Origin of the sequence: Roseovarius sp. MS2, from assembly GCF_051447875.1 — a bacterium.
Lineage (GTDB): Bacteria > Pseudomonadota > Alphaproteobacteria > Rhodobacterales > Rhodobacteraceae > Roseovarius > Roseovarius mucosus_A.
Genome location: NZ_JBKHVF010000001.1, coordinates 1,594,090 through 1,610,549, shown reverse-complemented (window position 1 = coordinate 1,610,549; position 16,460 = coordinate 1,594,090). Strand labels below are relative to the sequence as shown.

The window sequence follows — 16,460 nt, the reverse complement described above, 5'->3', positions numbered from 1 at the left end:
TCTGGTGTCAAGGATTGGAACGATTCTAAACTAGAACTACCCTGCTCAGGTAATGGCCTCGAGCCGTTCTTTGGTCAGATCGCCGGGCACAATGGTGATGGGAATGGGCAGGGTGCCAGCGGTCTTGGTCAGTTGCGTGACCAGTGGGCCAGGCCCCTTCTTGCCAGTGGCAGCCCCCAGAACCAGCACGCCGATGGCGGGATCATCCTGCACCTGCGCGATGATCTCGACTGCGGGATCGCCTTCGCGGATCACCAGCTCTGGATTAATCCCCTGCTTGTCACGCATCCATTTGGCAAAGACTTCGAAATGCGCCTCGATCCGCTCACGCTGTTCCTCACGCATTAGATCACCCACGCCGATCCAATGGTTGAATTCTTCGGGCGGGATCACAGCGAGGATTTCCACCCCAGCCCCGGTATGGGCGGCGCGCATGGCAGCAAATCGCATGGCATTGAGACATTCGCGGCTATCATCCAGCACGACAAGAAACTTGCGCATCGGTTCTATCTCCTCAGGCGCGCATCATGCCGTGGATTTTTCGCGGGGGCAATCGCAGAGTCGGGGGGCGCTGCCCCCCGGCCCCCGAGGTATTTAAGGCCAGATGAAACCGAGGCGCGGATCAGTCGAAGGTGCCCGCGACACGCCCCAAGAGCATGAAGGCGCGGGCCGTGCGGGTTTCGGAGAGTTCCGAAATTTCGGCATCACTGGCGGTCTCGGCAAACTGTGTGAACATCTTGTCAAAGCGGCGCAGAAAATGGTGTGCAGCATCCCGAAAGATCGTGTCCTGCTTCATCCGGGCCGCTGTCAACGCCAAAGACGACCGGTCCCTGATACCGCCCAAGGCGGCGATGGTGCGGCCACGCTCGCCCCCGGCAAAGCGGCGCCAAACCTCGGGGCGGGCCATATCGGGGCGCAGGTCGTCCATATAGATGCCATCATGGGACATCAGCGTCAGGATATCCTGCGAGGCGCGGATCAATTGGGCGGTCGGCCGGTCCTTGAGTGCGCGGCGCAGCGCGGCAAAGCCGATCTTGTCCTCGGGGTTGTCGGGGAAATTCAGGGCGCGGATGAAATCAGACCGCTCGAGTGGGGCCTGAATATCCTCAGCAGAGGTTCCAAGCGGCAACGACACCTGATCGCCGGGATCATTTGGCGAGGGTGCCGGGGCAAGCACCGGGCGGGGTTCTGGCAGACCCACACGGATCGAGGAAAACGTCGCCAATGCCGTTTCGGTCTTGCGCTGAGCGGCGGCGATTTCGTCAAGTTTCTGGCTGACGGTCTTGTCGACGGTCTGACCAAGCGTTTGGCTCTGAGCGACATAGGCGGCGCGGATGGCGTCGATGGCCGCGCGCAAGCGGCGGCTTTCCTCGCGCATCACCCGACTGGTGCGGGCGGCCGTGGCACCGACCCAAATCATCGCCACTGGCATGAAGACGGCAATCAAAACGATGACAAATTGCAGCGCACTGCCACCAGTTTCCAACTGCGGAGTGAGCACCAGAAAGAACACAGCCGAGCCCAAGAGCCATAGCGCCGAAAGCACCACCGCGATCCATTCGATCGCGGTGACGGCTTCGGTTTCAGATTTCGTATCAAACCCCTTGGAAGGGCCATTTTCGGTGCGGGCTGGGCGCATGATGGGGTGCCTGATCAGATATAGGCGACTTTTATCACCTCATAGCCGCGATCACCACCGGGCGTGCGCACTTCGACGCTATCGCCCTCTTCTTTGCCGATGAGCGCCCGGGCAATCGGCGATTTTATGTTCAGAAGCCCTTTTTCGATGCTGGCCTCGTGTTCGCCCACGATCTGATAGGTGCGTTCCTCGCCCGAATCTTCATCCACGAGCGTAACAGTCGCGCCAAATTTGATCGGGCCCGACAGCTTGGCCGGGTCGATCACCTCAGCCAGGCTGAGGATGCCCTCGAGTTCCTTGATCCGCCCTTCGATAAAGGACTGTTTCTCTTTGGCGGAGTGATACTCGGCATTCTCGCTGAGATCACCATGTTCGCGCGCCTCGGCAATGGCACGGATGATCGCCGGCCGCTCGACCGATTTCAGCTGCTTCAACTCGACCTCAAGCGCGGCATGGCCGCCAGCCGTCATCGGGATCTTTTCCATTTCAACCGTCCATTGTCAGAAGCGGGGCCGCTGGATAGCTGGCCCCGTGATAACATGCCCAAGATTTCAGCGCAGCTTGCCCGAAGCGCGCGCCCGATTGCAAGAGCGGATCGCAGACACCATGAGATTAGGCCGCTGGCACGTGACGAAATGCCGTTTTCCATCTGGTTTTACGTCGTGTTTCAATTGACGCTTGACGCATGCGCAGGCTAGTCACACTCGCAACTTTGTTGCGCGTCAGGCCTTAGTTGCCGCGCCCGAGAAAAGGATAAGCACGATGACCGAGATAACACGCGAAACGATGGAGTATGACGTTGTAATCGTGGGCGCAGGCCCAGCCGGTCTGTCGGCTGCGATACGCCTGAAGCAGCTTGATCCTGATTGCGCCGTTGTGGTTCTGGAAAAAGGATCCGAGGTTGGTGCGCATATCCTGTCAGGTGCGGTGCTTGATCCTTGCGGTCTCAACGCGCTGATCCCGGATTGGAAAGAGCGGGGCGCGCCCCTTCACACCCCGGTGACCGAGGATAATTTTTACATGCTGGGCGAGGCCGGACGCATTCGCGTGCCGAATTTCCCGATGCCTCCGCTGATGAACAATCACGGAAATTACATCGTCAGCATGGGCAATGTCTGTCGCTGGATGGCCGAGCAGGCCGAGGAGCTGGGCGTTGAGATTTTCCCCGGCATGTCCTGTTCAGAGCTGGTCTATGGTGGGTCTGGCGAGATCAAGGGTGTTGTCGCTGGCGAGTTTGGCAAGAATGAGGATGGCACGCCCGGCCCGAATTATGAGCCGGGGATGGAGCTGCACGGCAAATACGTATTTCTCTCAGAGGGTGTGCGTGGATCGCTCGCCAAAGAAGTGATCGCAAAATATGACCTGTCCAAGGGCAAGGAGCCGCAAAAATTCGGCCTTGGGATGAAAGAGATTTGGGAAGTCGATCCCGCCAAGCACCGCCCCGGCACCGTCACGCATACGATGGGATGGCCGCTAGGCAGCAATGCAGGCGGCGGATCGTTCATCTATCATCTTGAGAACAATCAGGTTTATGTGGGCTTTGTGGTGCATCTCAACTACAAGAACCCCTATCTTTTTCCCTATATGGAATTTCAGCGATTCAAGCATCATCCGATGGTGGCGGAGCTGCTGAAGGGTGGAAAGCGTGTGGCTTACGGCGCACGCGCGATTTCCGAGGGCGGGTATCAGTCGATGCCGAAAATGGTGGCACCCGGCGTGGCGCTGTTGGGTTGTTCGGTGGGCATGGTCAACGTGCCGCGCATCAAGGGCAATCACAACGCCATGCTGTCTGGCAAGGCCGCCGCAGAGGCAGCGCATGCCGCGCTCTCTGCGGGCCGCGCGAGTGATGAGTTGACCGATTACGAGACCGAAGTGCGCAGCGGTGCAATCGGCAAGGATCTTAAAAAGGTTCGCAATGTCAAACCGCTCTGGTCGAAATACGGCCTCTTGGCGTCGCTTGGTCTCGGTGGGTTCGACATGTGGACCAATACCGCGGGCTTCAGCCTGTTGGGCACGCTAAGTCATGGCAAGACCGATGCCGCCGCGACCGAACCCGCGTCGAAACACAAGCCCATCGACTATCCGAAGCCTGATGGAAAGCTGAGTTTTGACCGGCTGACCAATGTCAGTTTCTCGATGACCAACCACGAGGAAAGCCAGCCTGCGCATCTGCACTTGAAGGATTCATCGGTGCCGATTGGCGTGAACCTGCCGAAATATGACGAGCCCGCGCAGCGCTATTGCCCGGCCGGCGTGTATGAGGTGGTGCGCGAAGAGGGCAAAGACCCGCGGTTCGTGATCAACTTTCAGAACTGCGTGCATTGCAAGACCTGCGACATCAAAGACCCGAGCCAAAACATCAACTGGGTCACGCCGCAGGGTGGGGATGGGCCGAACTATCCCAATATGTAAGGTTTGCGTGATCTTTGGGGTGTGGCGCGGCAATTATGCCGCGCCGCATTGCCTTGGGGGGGCGGGCATATTACCTTTGCGACAACCCAGACCATAAAAGGCAGGACAGCGTGACTCATCGACCCCTTGCAGCGCTTGCATTCACCGCCCTTTTGCAGGTCATGCCCCTGCCCGCGATGTCAGAGGTGTCTTCTGGCGCCTATCTCGCGGCACAGCAGGCGCGGGCCAGTGGGGATTTCGCCGCTGCCGCACAGTATTATGCGCAGGCGCTGACCCGCGACCCGTCAAATCCGGCCCTCTTGGAAAATGCGACAGTCGCCTATTTAGCCTTGGGCAAACTGGAGCCTGCAGTCGCCGTCGCGCGCAAGATCGAGGCGGACGGGCTACGCAGTCAGGTCAGCCAGATGGCGCTGGTGGCCGACGAAACGCGGCAAGGGCAGTGGGATGCTCTTTTGAAGCGGATCGAAGAGGGGCGCGGGGTTGGCGATCTGGCGGATGGAATGATTTCAGCCTGGGCCGATCTGGGCAAAGGCGACATGACTTCGGCGTTGGCGCGGTTTGATGATGTGGCCAAGGAACGTGGCTTGCGTAGCTTTGCCATCTATCACAAAGCGCTGGCTCTGGCCTCGGTCGGGGACTTTGAAGGCGCAGACAAAGTCTTCAGCGGCGAAGATGATGGACCAATCCAGCGGACAAGGCGCGGCGTCATCGGCTGGTCGCAGGTGCTGAGCCAACTCGGAGAGCACGAGCGCGCCGTCACGATCATCGACGATACATTTGGCACAGATCTTGATCCCGAGATCGAAACGCTGCGCGCACGGCTCGCGGAAGGCGAGAGCCTCCCCTTTGATCTCGTGAACAGCGCATCGGACGGAATTTCCGAAGTCTTCTTTTCGCTTGGCCGCGCCCTGATGCAAGAGGCCAATGATGAGTATGTCTTGATCTATGCTCGCGTGGCCGAGATGATCAAACCTGCCCATGTCGATGCCGTGCTGATGGCGGCAGACCTGCTAGAGGATCTGGAGCGTTTCGATCTAGCAATCGAGGCGTTTAAGAAAGTACCGCGCGATCACCCCTCTTACCATCTGGCGGAACTGGGGCGCAGCGATGTGCTGCGTCGCGCTGGCAAGCCTGACGCGGCGATCGAAGTTCTGGAGCAATTGGCAAAAGACTATCCCAACCTTGCCGAGGTTCATGTTGCAGTGGGCGATCTCCATCGCTCACAAGAGGATTTTTCCGCCGCAGTGCCAGCCTATGACCGGGCGCTCGAGCTGTATCAGTCGCGGGGGAACGATCAATGGTTCGTGCGTTATGCCCGCGCCATCAGCCACGAACGCTTGGACAACTGGCCCGAGGCTGAAGCCGATTTTCGTCGTGCGTTGGAGTTGAACCCGGATCACCCACAGGTGTTGAACTATCTCGGGTATACGATGGTGGAAAAGCACATCAATCTCGATGAGGCACTGAATATGATCGAGCGCGCCGTCGCCGCGCAACCCGATAGCGGTTATATTGTGGATAGTCTGGGATGGGTTCTCTATCGTCTTGGCCGGTATGAAGAGGCCATCGTGCAGATGGAGCGTGCCGCCGAATTGATGCCGACTGACCCGGTGGTGAATGACCATCTGGGAGACGTTCTCTGGGCTGTAGGCCGCAAGGTCGAAGCGCGGTTTCAATGGAAACGCGCATTGTCCCTGAACGAGAGCGAGCCGTCGCCCGATCTGGAACCTGAGCGCGTGCGCCGCAAGCTCGAAGTCGGTCTAGATCAAGTGCTGAAGGACGAAGGCGCGGAGCCGCTAAAACTTGTCAAAGATGGTAATTGACGGGTTCGCCCCCGCCAAGATCAACCTCTCGCTACATGTCACCGGCCAACGGGCAGATGGGTATCATTTGCTCGATTCGCTGGTGGTGTTTGCCGATGTGGGAGACCGACTGCGCGTGCGGCCTGCGCCCGAGGCGCGGCTAACAGTGACCGGCCCCATGGCCGTGGGTGTGCCGGGCGGCCCAGACAACCTCGTGCTGCGCGCTTCGGCATTGATGGGGATCACCGCCGAGATTAGCTTGGACAAGCATCTGCCCGCAGCGGCTGGCATTGGCGGCGGGTCAAGCGATGCGGCCGCCTGCCTTAGGGCGCTGTCAGAATTGCGCGGTCAGCCTGTGCCAAACGATGTCCTGGCTCTTGGCGCCGATGTGCCGGTTTGCCTGCTGGCGCGCGCCGCGCGGATGCGCGGAATTGGCGAGGATGTGGTGCCCGTGGCAGGCTTGCCCACGCTTGATGCCGTGCTGGTCAATCCCGGCGTGCCGGTCTCGACGCCTGCGATTTTCCGCAGGCTGACACAACGTGAAAATCCAGCGATGCCTGCGCAAATGCCCGAATGGCCTGATGCCGCCGCTCTGATCGACTGGCTGCGCGCACAACGCAACGACCTGCAAGATGCGGCAATCACCTTAGAGCCGGTGGTGGCCGATGTGCTGCACGCGATTTCCGCGACGCAGCACTGTGCCCTAACGCGGATGTCGGGATCAGGAGCCACCTGTTTCGGGCTCTATCCCGATACCGCGACTGCCACGCGTGCTGCCCAAGCGCTGAGTGCTGCACACCCTGGCTGGTGGGTGCAGGCCACGCGCCTTAGCTGATCCGCGCCACCACGAATCCCGCAAGGCGATCGAGCATCCCACGCACCGGATGATCCGGCAGCACGGCAATCGCCGCGCGTGCGCGGGCGGCCCAATCCAATGCTTCGGCGCGGGTCTGTTCCAAGGCACCATGTGCCTGCATCAGCGCCAAGGCATGCTCCAGATCGCCATCGCGCTGATCGCCTTTTTCGATGGTGCGTTTCCAAAACGCACGCTCTTCGGCATTGGCCGCTGAAACCGCCTTGATCACCGGCAGGGTCAATTTCCGCTCGCGAAAATCATCGCCGACATTCTTGCCGGTGGATTTGGCGTCGCCCTGATAGTCGAGCAGGTCATCGACGATCTGGAACGCGATACCAAGCGCATCGCCATACTCGAACAGCGCCTTGATCTGCGTCTCGGGCGCACCTGCAATCACGCCGCCCACCTCGGTTGCGGCGGAAAAGAGCGCTGCCGTTTTACCACGCACCACTTGGAGGTAGATATCCTCGGTCGTCGCGAGATCCTGCGCCGCGCTCAGTTGCAACACCTCGCCCTCGGCAATCGTCGCCGAGGCGTTGGACAGGATATCGAGCACGCGAAGCGATCCCGGCTCGACCATCAATTGAAAGGCGCGTGCAAAAAGGTAATCGCCCACGAGAACACTTGATTTGTTGTCCCAAAGCAAGTTGGCGGTGGGGCGGCCCCGCCGCTGCGCGCTCTCGTCCACGACGTCATCATGCAAGAGGGTGGCAGTATGGATAAACTCAACCGTCGCAGCCAGATGCACATCAAACGGTCCGTCGTAACCACAGAGGTCTGCTGTCGCCAGCACAAGCATGGGGCGCAGACGCTTGCCGCCCGCCTCAACCAGATGCGCGGTGACTTGGGGGATGCGCGGCGCATGACGCGAGGCCATCCGCTCGCGGATCAAGAGATTGACCGCCTCCATCTTGGCTGCAAGATGCGCAGCAAGTTGTTCATGCGGTTTTGTGGCGATTTCGTCCAATCCCATACTTCCCCCGTCAACATGGCTCGACATAGAGCGCGCCCTGCCCTTATCTATGGCCTATGAAACAACTTTTGCGAACCAATGACATCGCGTCCATCGCCTTTGCTCAGGCTCTTCTTCAGGGCGAGGGTATAGACTGCTTTGAAATGGACGTAAACATGAGCATCCTTGAGGGCTCGATCGGCATTTTCCCGCGCCGTTTGATGGTCGCCAATGAAGATTACGAAGACGCACGGATCACGTTGATTGACAATGGTTTCTCGCTTGAGGACTGAGCCATTTGCCGAGGAAGACCTGAGCCACGATGCGTTTTTGGGGGGGCGTCTGCGCATGGCGCAACCCAAGACGGGCTATCGCGCCGGGGTCGATCCGGTGCTTTTGGCGGCAAGCGTTCCGGCGCGGGCGGGTCAGAGCCTGCTTGATCTGGGGTGCGGGTCGGGAATTGCTGCGCTTTGCGTCGCGTCACGGGTGCCGGGCGTCACTCTGGCTGGACTAGAGATTCAGGCCGCCTATGCGGCGTTGGCCCGCCAGAATAGCGCCTCCAATGGTATCGCACTTGAGGTTTTCGAGGGCGATATTGCAGACATGCCAGCCAGCTTGCGGAGGCGTCAGTTCGATCACGTGATCGCCAACCCACCCTATTTCGAGCGTGACCGAAGCACCCCAGCCAGCGACACCGGGCGCGAAAAGGCGATGGGCGAGGCGTTGCCCTTGGCGGATTGGGTGCATGCCGCCGCTCGGCGTACGGGCGTTGGCGGCACCGTGACCTTCATTCAGAGGGTAGAACGATTACCGGATCTTCTGGCGGCAATGGCGACACATCTGGGCAGTATCGAGATTTTGCCGCTGATCCCACGCCGGGGCCGTGCGGCACGGCTGATTCTGCTGCGAGGGCGCAAAGGGGGGCGCGCCGCACTGCGATTGCACGATGGCTGGCTGCTTCACGCGGGTGAAAATCATGGGCAGGATGGGGCAGATTACACCACTGCAACCTCGGATGTGCTCAGGAACGCAGCAGCGCTGCCTTTTCCGGATTGATTTTTCTAAAATGCCGCAGGCAAAGCGCCGCGCAGTTTGCAGGTGCAGCGTGACAGTATTGTAAAAATGTGGTGCACTTCCCATGTCGAAAAGACACATCCACACCACAGAGGAGACTGCCCATGAGCTTGAGTTCGCATATTGAAGAACTGAAGAAGAAACATCACGCGCTCTCGGAACAAGTGGAACGGGCGCAGCGCGCGCCGGGCAGCAGCACGCTGGAAATCGCGGAACTGAAAAAGCAGAAACTCAAGATCAAAGAAGAAATCGAGCGCCTTTCTGTCAACGCCTGACAGCGCCGGTTCTTTTATTACGGGTCTTGTCCGCCAGTGCGCGGACAAGGCCTTTTTAATGCGCTACGGCGTGGCGCCTCACATCACCACCCGACAGGTCAGATTGATCCGCCCACCCCCGCGCAATAGGCTTGAGGTGCCGGGTCTGATCCGGTCGATCCCATGATAGACCAGCCGTGCCGCGCCCCCCATGACCACCACGTCGCCAGACGCAATCCAGAGCGAGTCGGTCTTGCCTCCGCGTGTCACATTGCCGATGCGAAAGAGCGCATCATCCCCCAAAGAAATCGACAGCACCGGCCAAGTAAAATCAGCCTCATCCCGATCTTGATGCAGGCCCATGCGCGCCTGCCCCGTGTAGTGGTTGATCAAGCAGCAATCTGGCAGCCGTGTTTCGCTGACCAAGGCGCGCCAGATTGCCAGAACAGTTTCGGGAATCGGGGGCCAACCCATTCCATCAGGATGATGGCCCGCGTAACGATAGCCATTTCGGTCACTGATCCAACCACAGCGCCCCGCCGAAGTCATGCGCACACTCATCGCGCGGCCCGAGGGTGTCACCGGCTGAAAAAGCGGTGCCTGAGCCACCACATCGCGCAGGGACGCGATCAACGCCTCTTGTTCCAGAGGGTCGAGCCACCCTTTGTAGATTACGACATCCCGCAGGATCAGCGTTGGCTCTGGCATCCTGTGCCTCCTTTTGCGCCGGACAGCGCCAATTCGGACCAAATTCGAGGAATTGCCCAGCAGCCACCGCTTGCAGGGGCACAATCCCCTGCCTATATACGCCCGGAACCACTGGTCATGCCACGGGCTGACCTGTCATTCACCGGGGGCCGGATGCCGTAACGGGTCAGGCCTCTGTCACATCGCCTAAGTTAGAAGGGATCGAACAACATGGCCAAAGTTATTGGTATTGACCTCGGCACCACCAACAGCTGCGTCGCGATCATGGACGGCTCTCAGGCCCGCGTGATCGAAAACTCCGAAGGCGCGCGCACCACCCCGTCCATCGTCGCATTTACCGAGACCGAGCGTCTCGTCGGCCAGCCCGCCAAGCGGCAGGCCGTGACCAATCCAGAAAACACCATCTTTGGTGTGAAACGTCTGATTGGCCGCCGCGCGGACGATTCGTATCTCGCCAAAGACAAAAAGAACATGCCGTTCACCGTTATTGACGGTGGCAATGGCGATGCCTGGGTTCAGGCACGTGGCGAGAAATACAGCCCCTCACAGATTTCTGCCTTCATCCTCGGCAAGATGAAGGAAACCGCCGAAAGCTATCTTGGCGAAGAGGTGACGCAGGCCGTTATCACCGTGCCCGCCTATTTCAACGACGCTCAGCGTCAGGCCACCAAGGACGCAGGCAAGATTGCCGGTCTTGAGGTGCTGCGTATCATTAACGAGCCGACGGCAGCGGCACTCGCCTATGGTCTGGACAAGAAAGATACGCATACCATCGCGGTTTATGACCTTGGCGGCGGCACCTTCGATGTCACCATTCTCGAGATTGACGATGGCCTCTTCGAGGTGAAATCCACCAATGGCGATACGTTCCTTGGCGGTGAAGACTTTGACATGCGCATCGTCAACTACCTTGCCGATGAGTTCAAAAAAGAGCATGGCGTTGATCTGACCAAGGACAAGATGGCGCTTCAGCGCCTCAAGGAAGCGGCAGAAAAGGCCAAGATCGAGCTGTCGAGCTCGTCCCAGACCGAGATCAACCAGCCATTCATTTCGATGGGGTCGAATGGCCAGCCGCTGCACATGGTCGTAAAACTGACCCGTGCCAAGCTCGAAAGCCTTGTGGGCGATCTCATCACCGCGTCGCTCAAGCCCTGTAAAGCCGCGCTCAAGGATGCGGGGCTTACCGCCGCCGACATCGACGAGGTGGTTCTTGTGGGTGGTATGACCCGCATGCCCCGCGTGGTCGAGGAAGTGACCAAGTTCTTTGGCAAAGAGCCGCACAAGGGCGTGAACCCCGATGAGGTTGTCGCCATGGGCGCTGCCATTCAGGCGGGCGTGCTTCAGGGCGACGTCAAGGATGTGGTGCTGCTCGACGTGACGCCGCTGTCGCTCGGGATTGAGACCTTGGGTGGCGTGTTCACCCGCCTCATTGACCGCAACACAACCATTCCGACGAACAAAAGCCAAATCTTCTCGACTGCCGAAGACAACCAGTCTGCCGTCACGATCCGCGTCTTCCAAGGCGAGCGTGAGATGGCAGCGGACAACAAGATGCTGGGCCAGTTCAATCTGGAACACATCCCACCCGCACCGCGTGGCATGCCGCAGATCGAAGTAACATTCGACATCGACGCCAACGGTATCGTGTCTGTTTCGGCCAAAGACAAAGGCACCAACAAGGAACAGAAGATCACGATCCAAGCGTCGGGCGGTCTCTCGGACGAAGACATCGAGAAGATGATCAAGGACGCCGAAGAGAATGCCGAGGCCGACAAGGCCCGTCGCGAACTGGTCGAAGCCCGCAATCAGGCCGAAAGCCTTATCAACTCGACCGAAAAGTCGATTGAGGAACATGGCGACAAGGTTGATCCAACCACAGTTGAGGCGATCGAACTGGCCATTGCCGCGCTCAAGGACGAGCTTGAGACCGACAATGTTGGCAAGATCAAATCTGGCATCCAAAACGTGGCCGAAGCCTCGATGAAGCTGGGCGAGGCGATCTACAAGTCCAGCCAGAGCGACCCAGACGACGAACCGCGTGCAGCCGATCGCGGCGGCGATGAGGATGATATCCTTGACGCCGATTTCGAGGATCTCGACGACAACAAGCGCGCCTGAGGCCCGTCTTGACCCATCGGGGCCGGTTCGGCATCGCGCCGGATCGGTCCCATCAGGGTCACACCAAGGAGATCCCCGATGGCCAAACGTGACTATTACGAAGTGCTCGGGCTGTCCAAGGGCGCCTCGGCCGATGATATAAAAAAGGCCTATCGCAAGAAGGCCAAGGAACTGCACCCCGACCGCAACGCCGACAACCCCGACTCTGAACGCCAGTTCAAAGAGGCAGGAGAGGCGTATGACGTGCTCAAGGACCCGGAAAAAAAAGCGGCTTATGATCGCTTTGGTCATGCGGCCTTTGAAGGTGGCATGGGCGGTGGCGGCGCGCGTCCGGGTGGATTTGGCGGTGGTGCCGGCCAAGGCGACTTTGCCTCTGCCTTCTCTGATGTGTTCGATGACCTTTTCGGCGATTTCATGGGCGGTGCGCGTGGCGGCACCGGGCGGCAGCGTGCCGCACGTGGCGCTGACCTGCGCTATAACCTACGCATAACGCTGGAAGAGGCCTATTCTGGCCTGCAAAAGACGGTCAAGGTGCCCTCTGCCGTGCCCTGCGATGCCTGCGAGGGTTCTGGGGCCGAAGGCGGTGCGCAGCCCAGCACCTGCCCCACCTGTTCAGGCATGGGCAAGGTGCGCGCGCAGCAGGGTTTCTTTACCGTTGAGCGGACTTGTCCCACCTGCGGAGGCCTGGGGCAGATCATCAAGAACCCCTGCAAAAGCTGTCAGGGTCAAGGCCGCGTGCAGAAAGATCGCGCGCTCTCGGTCAACATCCCAGCCGGGGTGGAAACCGGCACCCGCATTCGGCTTGCTGGTGAGGGCGAGGCTGGCATGCGTGGCGGTCCGGCAGGCGACCTTTACATCTTCATCGAGGTGGCCAAGCATGAGCTGTTTGAGCGCGAGGAAACCAACCTCTTTTGCCGCGTGCCAGTGTCGATGACCAAGGCCGCTCTGGGTGGCGATATCGAGGTGCCCACAATCGACGGCGGGCGCAGCCGGGTCAAGATACCACCCGGTTCGCAATCAGGCCGCCAGATGCGCCTGCGTGGCAAGGGGATGCCCGCGCTGCGCGGTGGTGCGCATGGCGACATGTTCATCGAAATGGCGGTTGAAACTCCGGTGAACCTTACCTCGCGGCAAACCGAGTTGTTGCGTGAGTTCGAAGCGCTGAGCGAGGACAATAGCCCCGAGAGCAAGAGCTTTTTCTCATCGGTCCGAAGTTTCTGGGACTCGATGAAAAGCTAAACCAAACCCGGCCAGACACGGCCGGGTTTTTTCATGCGCCGCGCAGTCGTTAACCTCTTGCTAAGGCTCTTGCGGCAATGTGGGCGCATGAGCAAACCCCGCGCCTTTTCCGATATGCCGCTTCCCCTCTTTGCCAATGATGTAGCAGAGGGACAACGAAGTGCGTCACAGCCTTCCTATATTCGCGATCACCGCACCCGGCTGCGCAGTCGCTTTCTTGAAGGAGGGGCCGCAGCGATACCAGATTACGAGCTTTTGGAACTCGTGCTTTTTCGCGCCATTCCCCGGCGCGATGTGAAACCGTTGGCGCATGCGCTTTTGGCACAATTCGGGGATTTCAACGGGGTCATCTCTGCCCCGCTGGACCGGCTTATCGCGCTGCCCGGCGTGGGCGAAGCGGTGGCAACAGAGCTTAAGATCGTGGAGGCCGCAGCGCATCGTCTGGCCCGCGCCCGTGTGCTCCGGCGTCAGGTCATTTCCTCTTGGGATGCCCTGCTCGATTATTGCCACACCACAATGGCCCATGCCGAGATCGAACAGTTCCGCGTGTTTTATCTGGACCGCAAGAATATCCTCATCGCAGATGAGGAACAGGCGCGTGGCACCATTGATCATGTCCCTGTCTATCCGCGTGAAGTGGTCAAGCGTGCGCTACATCTCAATGCAAGCGCGCTTATCTTGGTGCATAACCACCCCTCGGGTGATCCTACGCCCTCCGCCGCTGATATCAGCATGACGCGACAGGTTCAAACCGCCGCAGAGGCGCTCGGCCTGACGCTGCACGACCATATCGTGATCGGTAAATCCTCTGAGGTCAGCTTTCGGTCGTCAGGCTTTCTCTGACGGCTGTCAACGCACCCAGACTTCGACGCGACGGTTCACTTGCCGCCCCCAGGCTGTGTCATCGCAGGCCATCGGCATCGCCTCGCCAAAGGCATCCAACTCTAGGCCGATTCGCTCTAGATTTGCAGTCTCGGCGGCACGCATCACGGCACGCTGTACCGTCTCGGCCCGGCGCAGGGCAATGTCGCGATTGGTGCCCGCCGGACCATCGCCATCGGAAAAGCCGACAAAGACCAATCGCCGCGCATCGTAATGGCCCAGTTCCATCGCTCGCGCCAACTGCTCGGCGTTAGAGCGGGATTGCGCATCAAGCCGCACCGATCCAGCCTCGAACCGAAAGGTTGTGGTCAGACGTTTGAGCGGCCCCAGAACCTTCACCATCCGTTGCAGTTCTTCCAATCCTACCTCTGTGCCTGCCTGCGCGATGGCATTGGCAAATCGGTCGCCTTGGGCGTTAATCTCGATTTCCTCTGGGGTTTGATCCACAAACCCGGCGCGTCGAATGACCAACTGCGCCGACGGATCCCTCAGATAGGTCATGAACTCGCGCCCCAGTTTCGGAAGCCGCCGTGCGGGCAAATAAATAAAGAGGGGGGCGGTCAGCGGATAATCCTCGGTCTTGACGGCGCGACGGGTGGCGCTGAGGGCAAAACCACAGTCCCCGCTCAGCGCCAGTTCCCAAGTGTTACCCTGTTCAGAACGTGTCGTGAGACCAATGGCAAATGGATCGCTGGCTACCGTCTCGGCAAAGGTCGCGCCGTCGGGGTGACGTTGCACGCGTTCCAGTACGTCCCGCCCCTCTGGTCGCAGCACCTGATCGACGCTGGCCTGACCAATGCCGGTCGCCGCATCCCAGAGGTGCACATCAATCGGCGCATCGGGCCCCCCCAAAGCGGCCCAATTGGTGACGTCGCCCGACAGCACCTGCGCCAATTCGCGCAGGCTGATATCCTGAACCGGATTGCTTGGTGCGACCACGGGAATGAGTGCATCAAGTGCCAGCACGCGCACCTGCCCCGGGGCCATCAGATTGCCCAATCCCGCCTCGCGCGCGCGCGTGATCTCGTCCTGCCGCGCCTCGCGCAGGGTCATGGCAATATCGGCCTCATTAGCCAAAAGATCGGCAAAACCTTCGTCGGTATTGGTCAGGCGAAACACAAATTCGCCAACTAAAGTGCCGTCGCCCTGATTCAGCGCAAACCGCAGCTCTTGCGGGCTCAGATCTTCGCGGGTCACGTCGTAATTACCGCGAATGGCGAATGCCTCGATCAGAGCGGGCATCAACACCCGGCCAATCGTGGGCGCCCCGGAAAACACCAGACGTGCCACGTAATGTTCCAGGTCAGGACAACCCGGCCCCTCACAGGCCACGCCAGAGCCATCTACCGTCAGCTCGCCATAAATCGTGTCGACGCGGTAAAACTCGCCATCAAAGCCCAAAAGATTGCCAGAAATCTCCACAGCGCCGTCGTGCGAGCGTAGCGTGACATCCTGCGCTCGGGCAAAGCCAGGTAATATCAGAAACGAAAGTGCGGCGAAGAACGCCGCACGCACAATTGTCATAGCTTGCCCCCTGCAACACCGCGCTTTAGTTCGACGCGATCTTCAGGTCATTGAACAGGTTTTTCAACACAAGAAAGTCACCAATCCCCTCGCAGTCGGGCATTGCCAGCACAATATCTTGCACCACGAGTCCCTCTGCGCCCGTCGCGATAGACTGCGCTTCGAAATCCCGGCTGCAATTGGCGTCTGTTACCTCAGCCTCGACCTGAAAATGCACAACGCCATCTTGCAGCATGGCACCAGTGGGAAAGGTATAGACCTCGGCCCTCAGCCCCTGATCGAGATTCGGCTCACCAAGAGATGTCAGGAACCCACCCTCGCCCTTGAGCGCGCGTGTCATATCTTCACTGGCATTGGCCCAGACATGACCAGAGCCACCGAATTCAGCACCATATTCGAACGCATGCAGATGCAGCACCTCGCCTCCGCGCCATTGCACGACAAAGCGGTCATAAAGCGCCAGCGTGTCCATTGTTGCAGTAGAAATGGCACCTTCGCCATCTTCGAACGCAGCAATGAACACCGCCGCTTCGGCCAATGCGGGGATGGTCAACGTGCTCTCACCCTGATCATCGGTGACGGCTGTGAACATCATGCCGTTGTGGTGCAACGTGAAATTTGTGTTGGGCTGACAGGGCGCACTGAGTGTCACCTCGACCATCGCGGCGGCCTGCGCGCGGGCCTCCATTATGTAATCACAGGCAAAACTGGGTGCGATCTCTTCTTCGGGCAGGGTGTCAGTCAAAGGCACATCCTCAGCCACGGCCAGCGTCACGGGTGTTGCAGGCAAGGCAACAGGCTCTGGCGCTGTCATCGGCGGCACCGCCCCTGCAGAGGTCAGCTCGATCTGGGTAATCTCAACCGGCGCTTCTAGGGCCGGGCCGGGGATTGCAGTGGCATTCTGCGCCGGGCTCTGAGCCCCGGCCTGCATGAAATACCCGATCCCCAAAGCACAGGCGAGCGTGCCGCCTGCAGTGATGTAACGTCTGGCCTTGGACAT

General features: G+C 59.6%; 16 protein-coding genes. 9 read left to right on the top strand and 7 right to left on the bottom strand.

What is annotated here, in order from left to right; genetic code table 11:
• Positions 1 to 45: 45 nt before the first annotated feature.
• The 3 genes from ACLGGT_RS08065 to greA all read right to left on the bottom strand — a co-directional run bounded on the left by ACLGGT_RS08065 (position 46) and on the right by greA (position 2,124).
• A complete protein-coding gene (locus tag ACLGGT_RS08065) occupies positions 46 to 501 on the bottom strand; it encodes a universal stress protein (protein ID WP_008281314.1) in 456 nt (151 codons plus the stop codon).
• Positions 502 to 622: 121 nt separating this feature from the next.
• Complete coding sequence (locus ACLGGT_RS08060) at positions 623 to 1,639, bottom strand: hypothetical protein (protein ID WP_375554439.1); 1,017 nt, start codon at positions 1,637 to 1,639, stop codon at positions 623 to 625.
• A 14-nt stretch (positions 1,640 to 1,653) separates the two neighbouring features.
• A complete protein-coding gene (gene greA / locus ACLGGT_RS08055) occupies positions 1,654 to 2,124 on the bottom strand; it encodes a transcription elongation factor GreA (RefSeq protein ID WP_008281312.1) in 471 nt (156 codons plus the stop codon).
• 277 nt (positions 2,125 to 2,401) lie between these two features.
• Between greA and ACLGGT_RS08050 the strand changes: the two genes are divergently transcribed.
• Genes ACLGGT_RS08050 through ACLGGT_RS08040 form a run of 3 tightly spaced genes read left to right on the top strand, consistent with a single transcriptional unit; the run spans position 2,402 to position 6,688 of the window.
• Positions 2,402 to 4,051: an electron transfer flavoprotein-ubiquinone oxidoreductase gene (locus tag ACLGGT_RS08050; RefSeq protein WP_081507141.1), complete on the top strand. Its 1,650-nt coding sequence runs from the start codon at positions 2,402 to 2,404 to the stop codon at positions 4,049 to 4,051.
• 35 nt (positions 4,052 to 4,086) lie between these two features.
• Complete coding sequence (locus ACLGGT_RS08045) at positions 4,087 to 5,874, top strand: tetratricopeptide repeat protein (RefSeq protein WP_219434791.1); 1,788 nt, start codon at positions 4,087 to 4,089, stop codon at positions 5,872 to 5,874.
• Complete coding sequence (locus ACLGGT_RS08040) at positions 5,864 to 6,688, top strand: 4-(cytidine 5'-diphospho)-2-C-methyl-D-erythritol kinase (protein WP_437197406.1); 825 nt, start codon at positions 5,864 to 5,866, stop codon at positions 6,686 to 6,688. The genes ACLGGT_RS08045 and ACLGGT_RS08040 overlap by 11 nt, the downstream gene beginning before the upstream one ends.
• Here the strand turns inward: ACLGGT_RS08040 and ACLGGT_RS08035 are convergent.
• Positions 6,681 to 7,682 (bottom strand): polyprenyl synthetase family protein, encoded by a 1,002-nt coding sequence (locus ACLGGT_RS08035; protein WP_437197405.1) that lies wholly within the window; start codon positions 7,680 to 7,682, stop codon positions 6,681 to 6,683. The genes ACLGGT_RS08040 and ACLGGT_RS08035 overlap by 8 nt on opposite strands.
• Positions 7,683 to 7,738: 56 nt before the next feature.
• Between ACLGGT_RS08035 and ACLGGT_RS08030 the strand changes: the two genes are divergently transcribed.
• The 3 genes from ACLGGT_RS08030 (at position 7,739) to ACLGGT_RS08020 (ending at position 9,010) form a co-directional block, all read left to right on the top strand.
• The gene (locus ACLGGT_RS08030) at positions 7,739 to 7,954 is read left to right on the top strand and encodes a putative signal transducing protein (RefSeq protein ID WP_008281306.1); all 216 of its coding nucleotides are present in this window, start codon (positions 7,739 to 7,741) and stop codon (positions 7,952 to 7,954) included.
• Positions 7,944 to 8,717, top strand: a complete 774-nt coding sequence (locus ACLGGT_RS08025) for a tRNA1(Val) (adenine(37)-N6)-methyltransferase (protein ID WP_437195612.1) — start codon at positions 7,944 to 7,946, stop codon at positions 8,715 to 8,717. Before ACLGGT_RS08030 ends, ACLGGT_RS08025 begins: the two co-directional genes overlap by 11 nt.
• A 122-nt stretch (positions 8,718 to 8,839) precedes the next feature.
• Positions 8,840 to 9,010: a YdcH family protein gene (locus ACLGGT_RS08020; RefSeq protein ID WP_008281304.1), complete on the top strand. Its 171-nt coding sequence runs from the start codon at positions 8,840 to 8,842 to the stop codon at positions 9,008 to 9,010.
• Positions 9,011 to 9,088: 78 nt separating this feature from the next.
• Here the strand turns inward: ACLGGT_RS08020 and ACLGGT_RS08015 are convergent, their stop codons facing one another.
• Positions 9,089 to 9,697 (bottom strand): alpha-ketoglutarate-dependent dioxygenase AlkB family protein, encoded by a 609-nt coding sequence (locus ACLGGT_RS08015; protein ID WP_437195609.1) that lies wholly within the window; start codon positions 9,695 to 9,697, stop codon positions 9,089 to 9,091.
• A 210-nt stretch (positions 9,698 to 9,907) separates the two neighbouring features.
• Here ACLGGT_RS08015 and dnaK point away from each other — a divergent pair, with 210 nt between their 5' ends.
• The 3 genes from dnaK to radC all read left to right on the top strand — a co-directional run bounded on the left by dnaK (position 9,908) and on the right by radC (position 13,897).
• Entirely contained in the window at positions 9,908 to 11,815 is a 1,908-nt protein-coding gene (dnaK, locus tag ACLGGT_RS08010) for a molecular chaperone DnaK (protein ID WP_081507145.1), read from the top strand.
• A gap of 78 nt (positions 11,816 to 11,893) precedes the next feature.
• Positions 11,894 to 13,054, top strand: coding sequence for a molecular chaperone DnaJ (dnaJ, locus tag ACLGGT_RS08005; protein ID WP_437195607.1), 1,161 nt, complete (start codon positions 11,894 to 11,896; stop codon positions 13,052 to 13,054).
• 87 nt (positions 13,055 to 13,141) lie between these two features.
• Positions 13,142 to 13,897 (top strand): RadC family protein, encoded by a 756-nt coding sequence (gene radC / locus ACLGGT_RS08000; RefSeq protein ID WP_008281300.1) that lies wholly within the window; start codon positions 13,142 to 13,144, stop codon positions 13,895 to 13,897.
• Positions 13,898 to 13,903: 6 nt separating this feature from the next.
• Here radC and ACLGGT_RS07995 read toward each other — a convergent pair whose 3' ends face one another.
• Both ACLGGT_RS07995 and ACLGGT_RS07990 read right to left on the bottom strand, forming a co-directional pair.
• Entirely contained in the window at positions 13,904 to 15,460 is a 1,557-nt protein-coding gene (locus ACLGGT_RS07995; protein WP_081507147.1) for a substrate-binding domain-containing protein, read from the bottom strand.
• 25 nt (positions 15,461 to 15,485) lie between these two features.
• Positions 15,486 to 16,460, bottom strand: coding sequence for a hypothetical protein (locus ACLGGT_RS07990; protein WP_422003394.1), 975 nt, complete (start codon positions 16,458 to 16,460; stop codon positions 15,486 to 15,488).

Coding starts and splice junctions, on each gene's coding strand:
- ACLGGT_RS08040 (WP_437197406.1), top strand. CDS start 5,864: ATGGTAATTGACGGGTTCGCCCCCGCCAAGATCAACCTCTCGCTACAT.
- ACLGGT_RS08020 (WP_008281304.1), top strand. CDS start 8,840: ATGAGCTTGAGTTCGCATATTGAAGAACTGAAGAAGAAACATCACGCG.
- ACLGGT_RS08050 (WP_081507141.1), top strand. CDS start 2,402: ATGACCGAGATAACACGCGAAACGATGGAGTATGACGTTGTAATCGTG.
- ACLGGT_RS07990 (WP_422003394.1), bottom strand. CDS start 16,460: ATGTCCAAGGCCAGACGTTACATCACTGCAGGCGGCACGCTCGCCTGT.
- dnaJ (WP_437195607.1), top strand. CDS start 11,894: ATGGCCAAACGTGACTATTACGAAGTGCTCGGGCTGTCCAAGGGCGCC.
- ACLGGT_RS08030 (WP_008281306.1), top strand. CDS start 7,739: ATGAAACAACTTTTGCGAACCAATGACATCGCGTCCATCGCCTTTGCT.
- ACLGGT_RS07995 (WP_081507147.1), bottom strand. CDS start 15,460: ATGACAATTGTGCGTGCGGCGTTCTTCGCCGCACTTTCGTTTCTGATA.
- ACLGGT_RS08045 (WP_219434791.1), top strand. CDS start 4,087: ATGCCGCGCCGCATTGCCTTGGGGGGGCGGGCATATTACCTTTGCGAC.
- greA (WP_008281312.1), bottom strand. CDS start 2,124: ATGGAAAAGATCCCGATGACGGCTGGCGGCCATGCCGCGCTTGAGGTC.
- ACLGGT_RS08015 (WP_437195609.1), bottom strand. CDS start 9,697: ATGCCAGAGCCAACGCTGATCCTGCGGGATGTCGTAATCTACAAAGGG.
- radC (WP_008281300.1), top strand. CDS start 13,142: ATGAGCAAACCCCGCGCCTTTTCCGATATGCCGCTTCCCCTCTTTGCC.
- ACLGGT_RS08065 (WP_008281314.1), bottom strand. CDS start 501: ATGCGCAAGTTTCTTGTCGTGCTGGATGATAGCCGCGAATGTCTCAAT.
- ACLGGT_RS08035 (WP_437197405.1), bottom strand. CDS start 7,682: ATGGGATTGGACGAAATCGCCACAAAACCGCATGAACAACTTGCTGCG.
- ACLGGT_RS08060 (WP_375554439.1), bottom strand. CDS start 1,639: ATGCGCCCAGCCCGCACCGAAAATGGCCCTTCCAAGGGGTTTGATACG.
- dnaK (WP_081507145.1), top strand. CDS start 9,908: ATGGCCAAAGTTATTGGTATTGACCTCGGCACCACCAACAGCTGCGTC.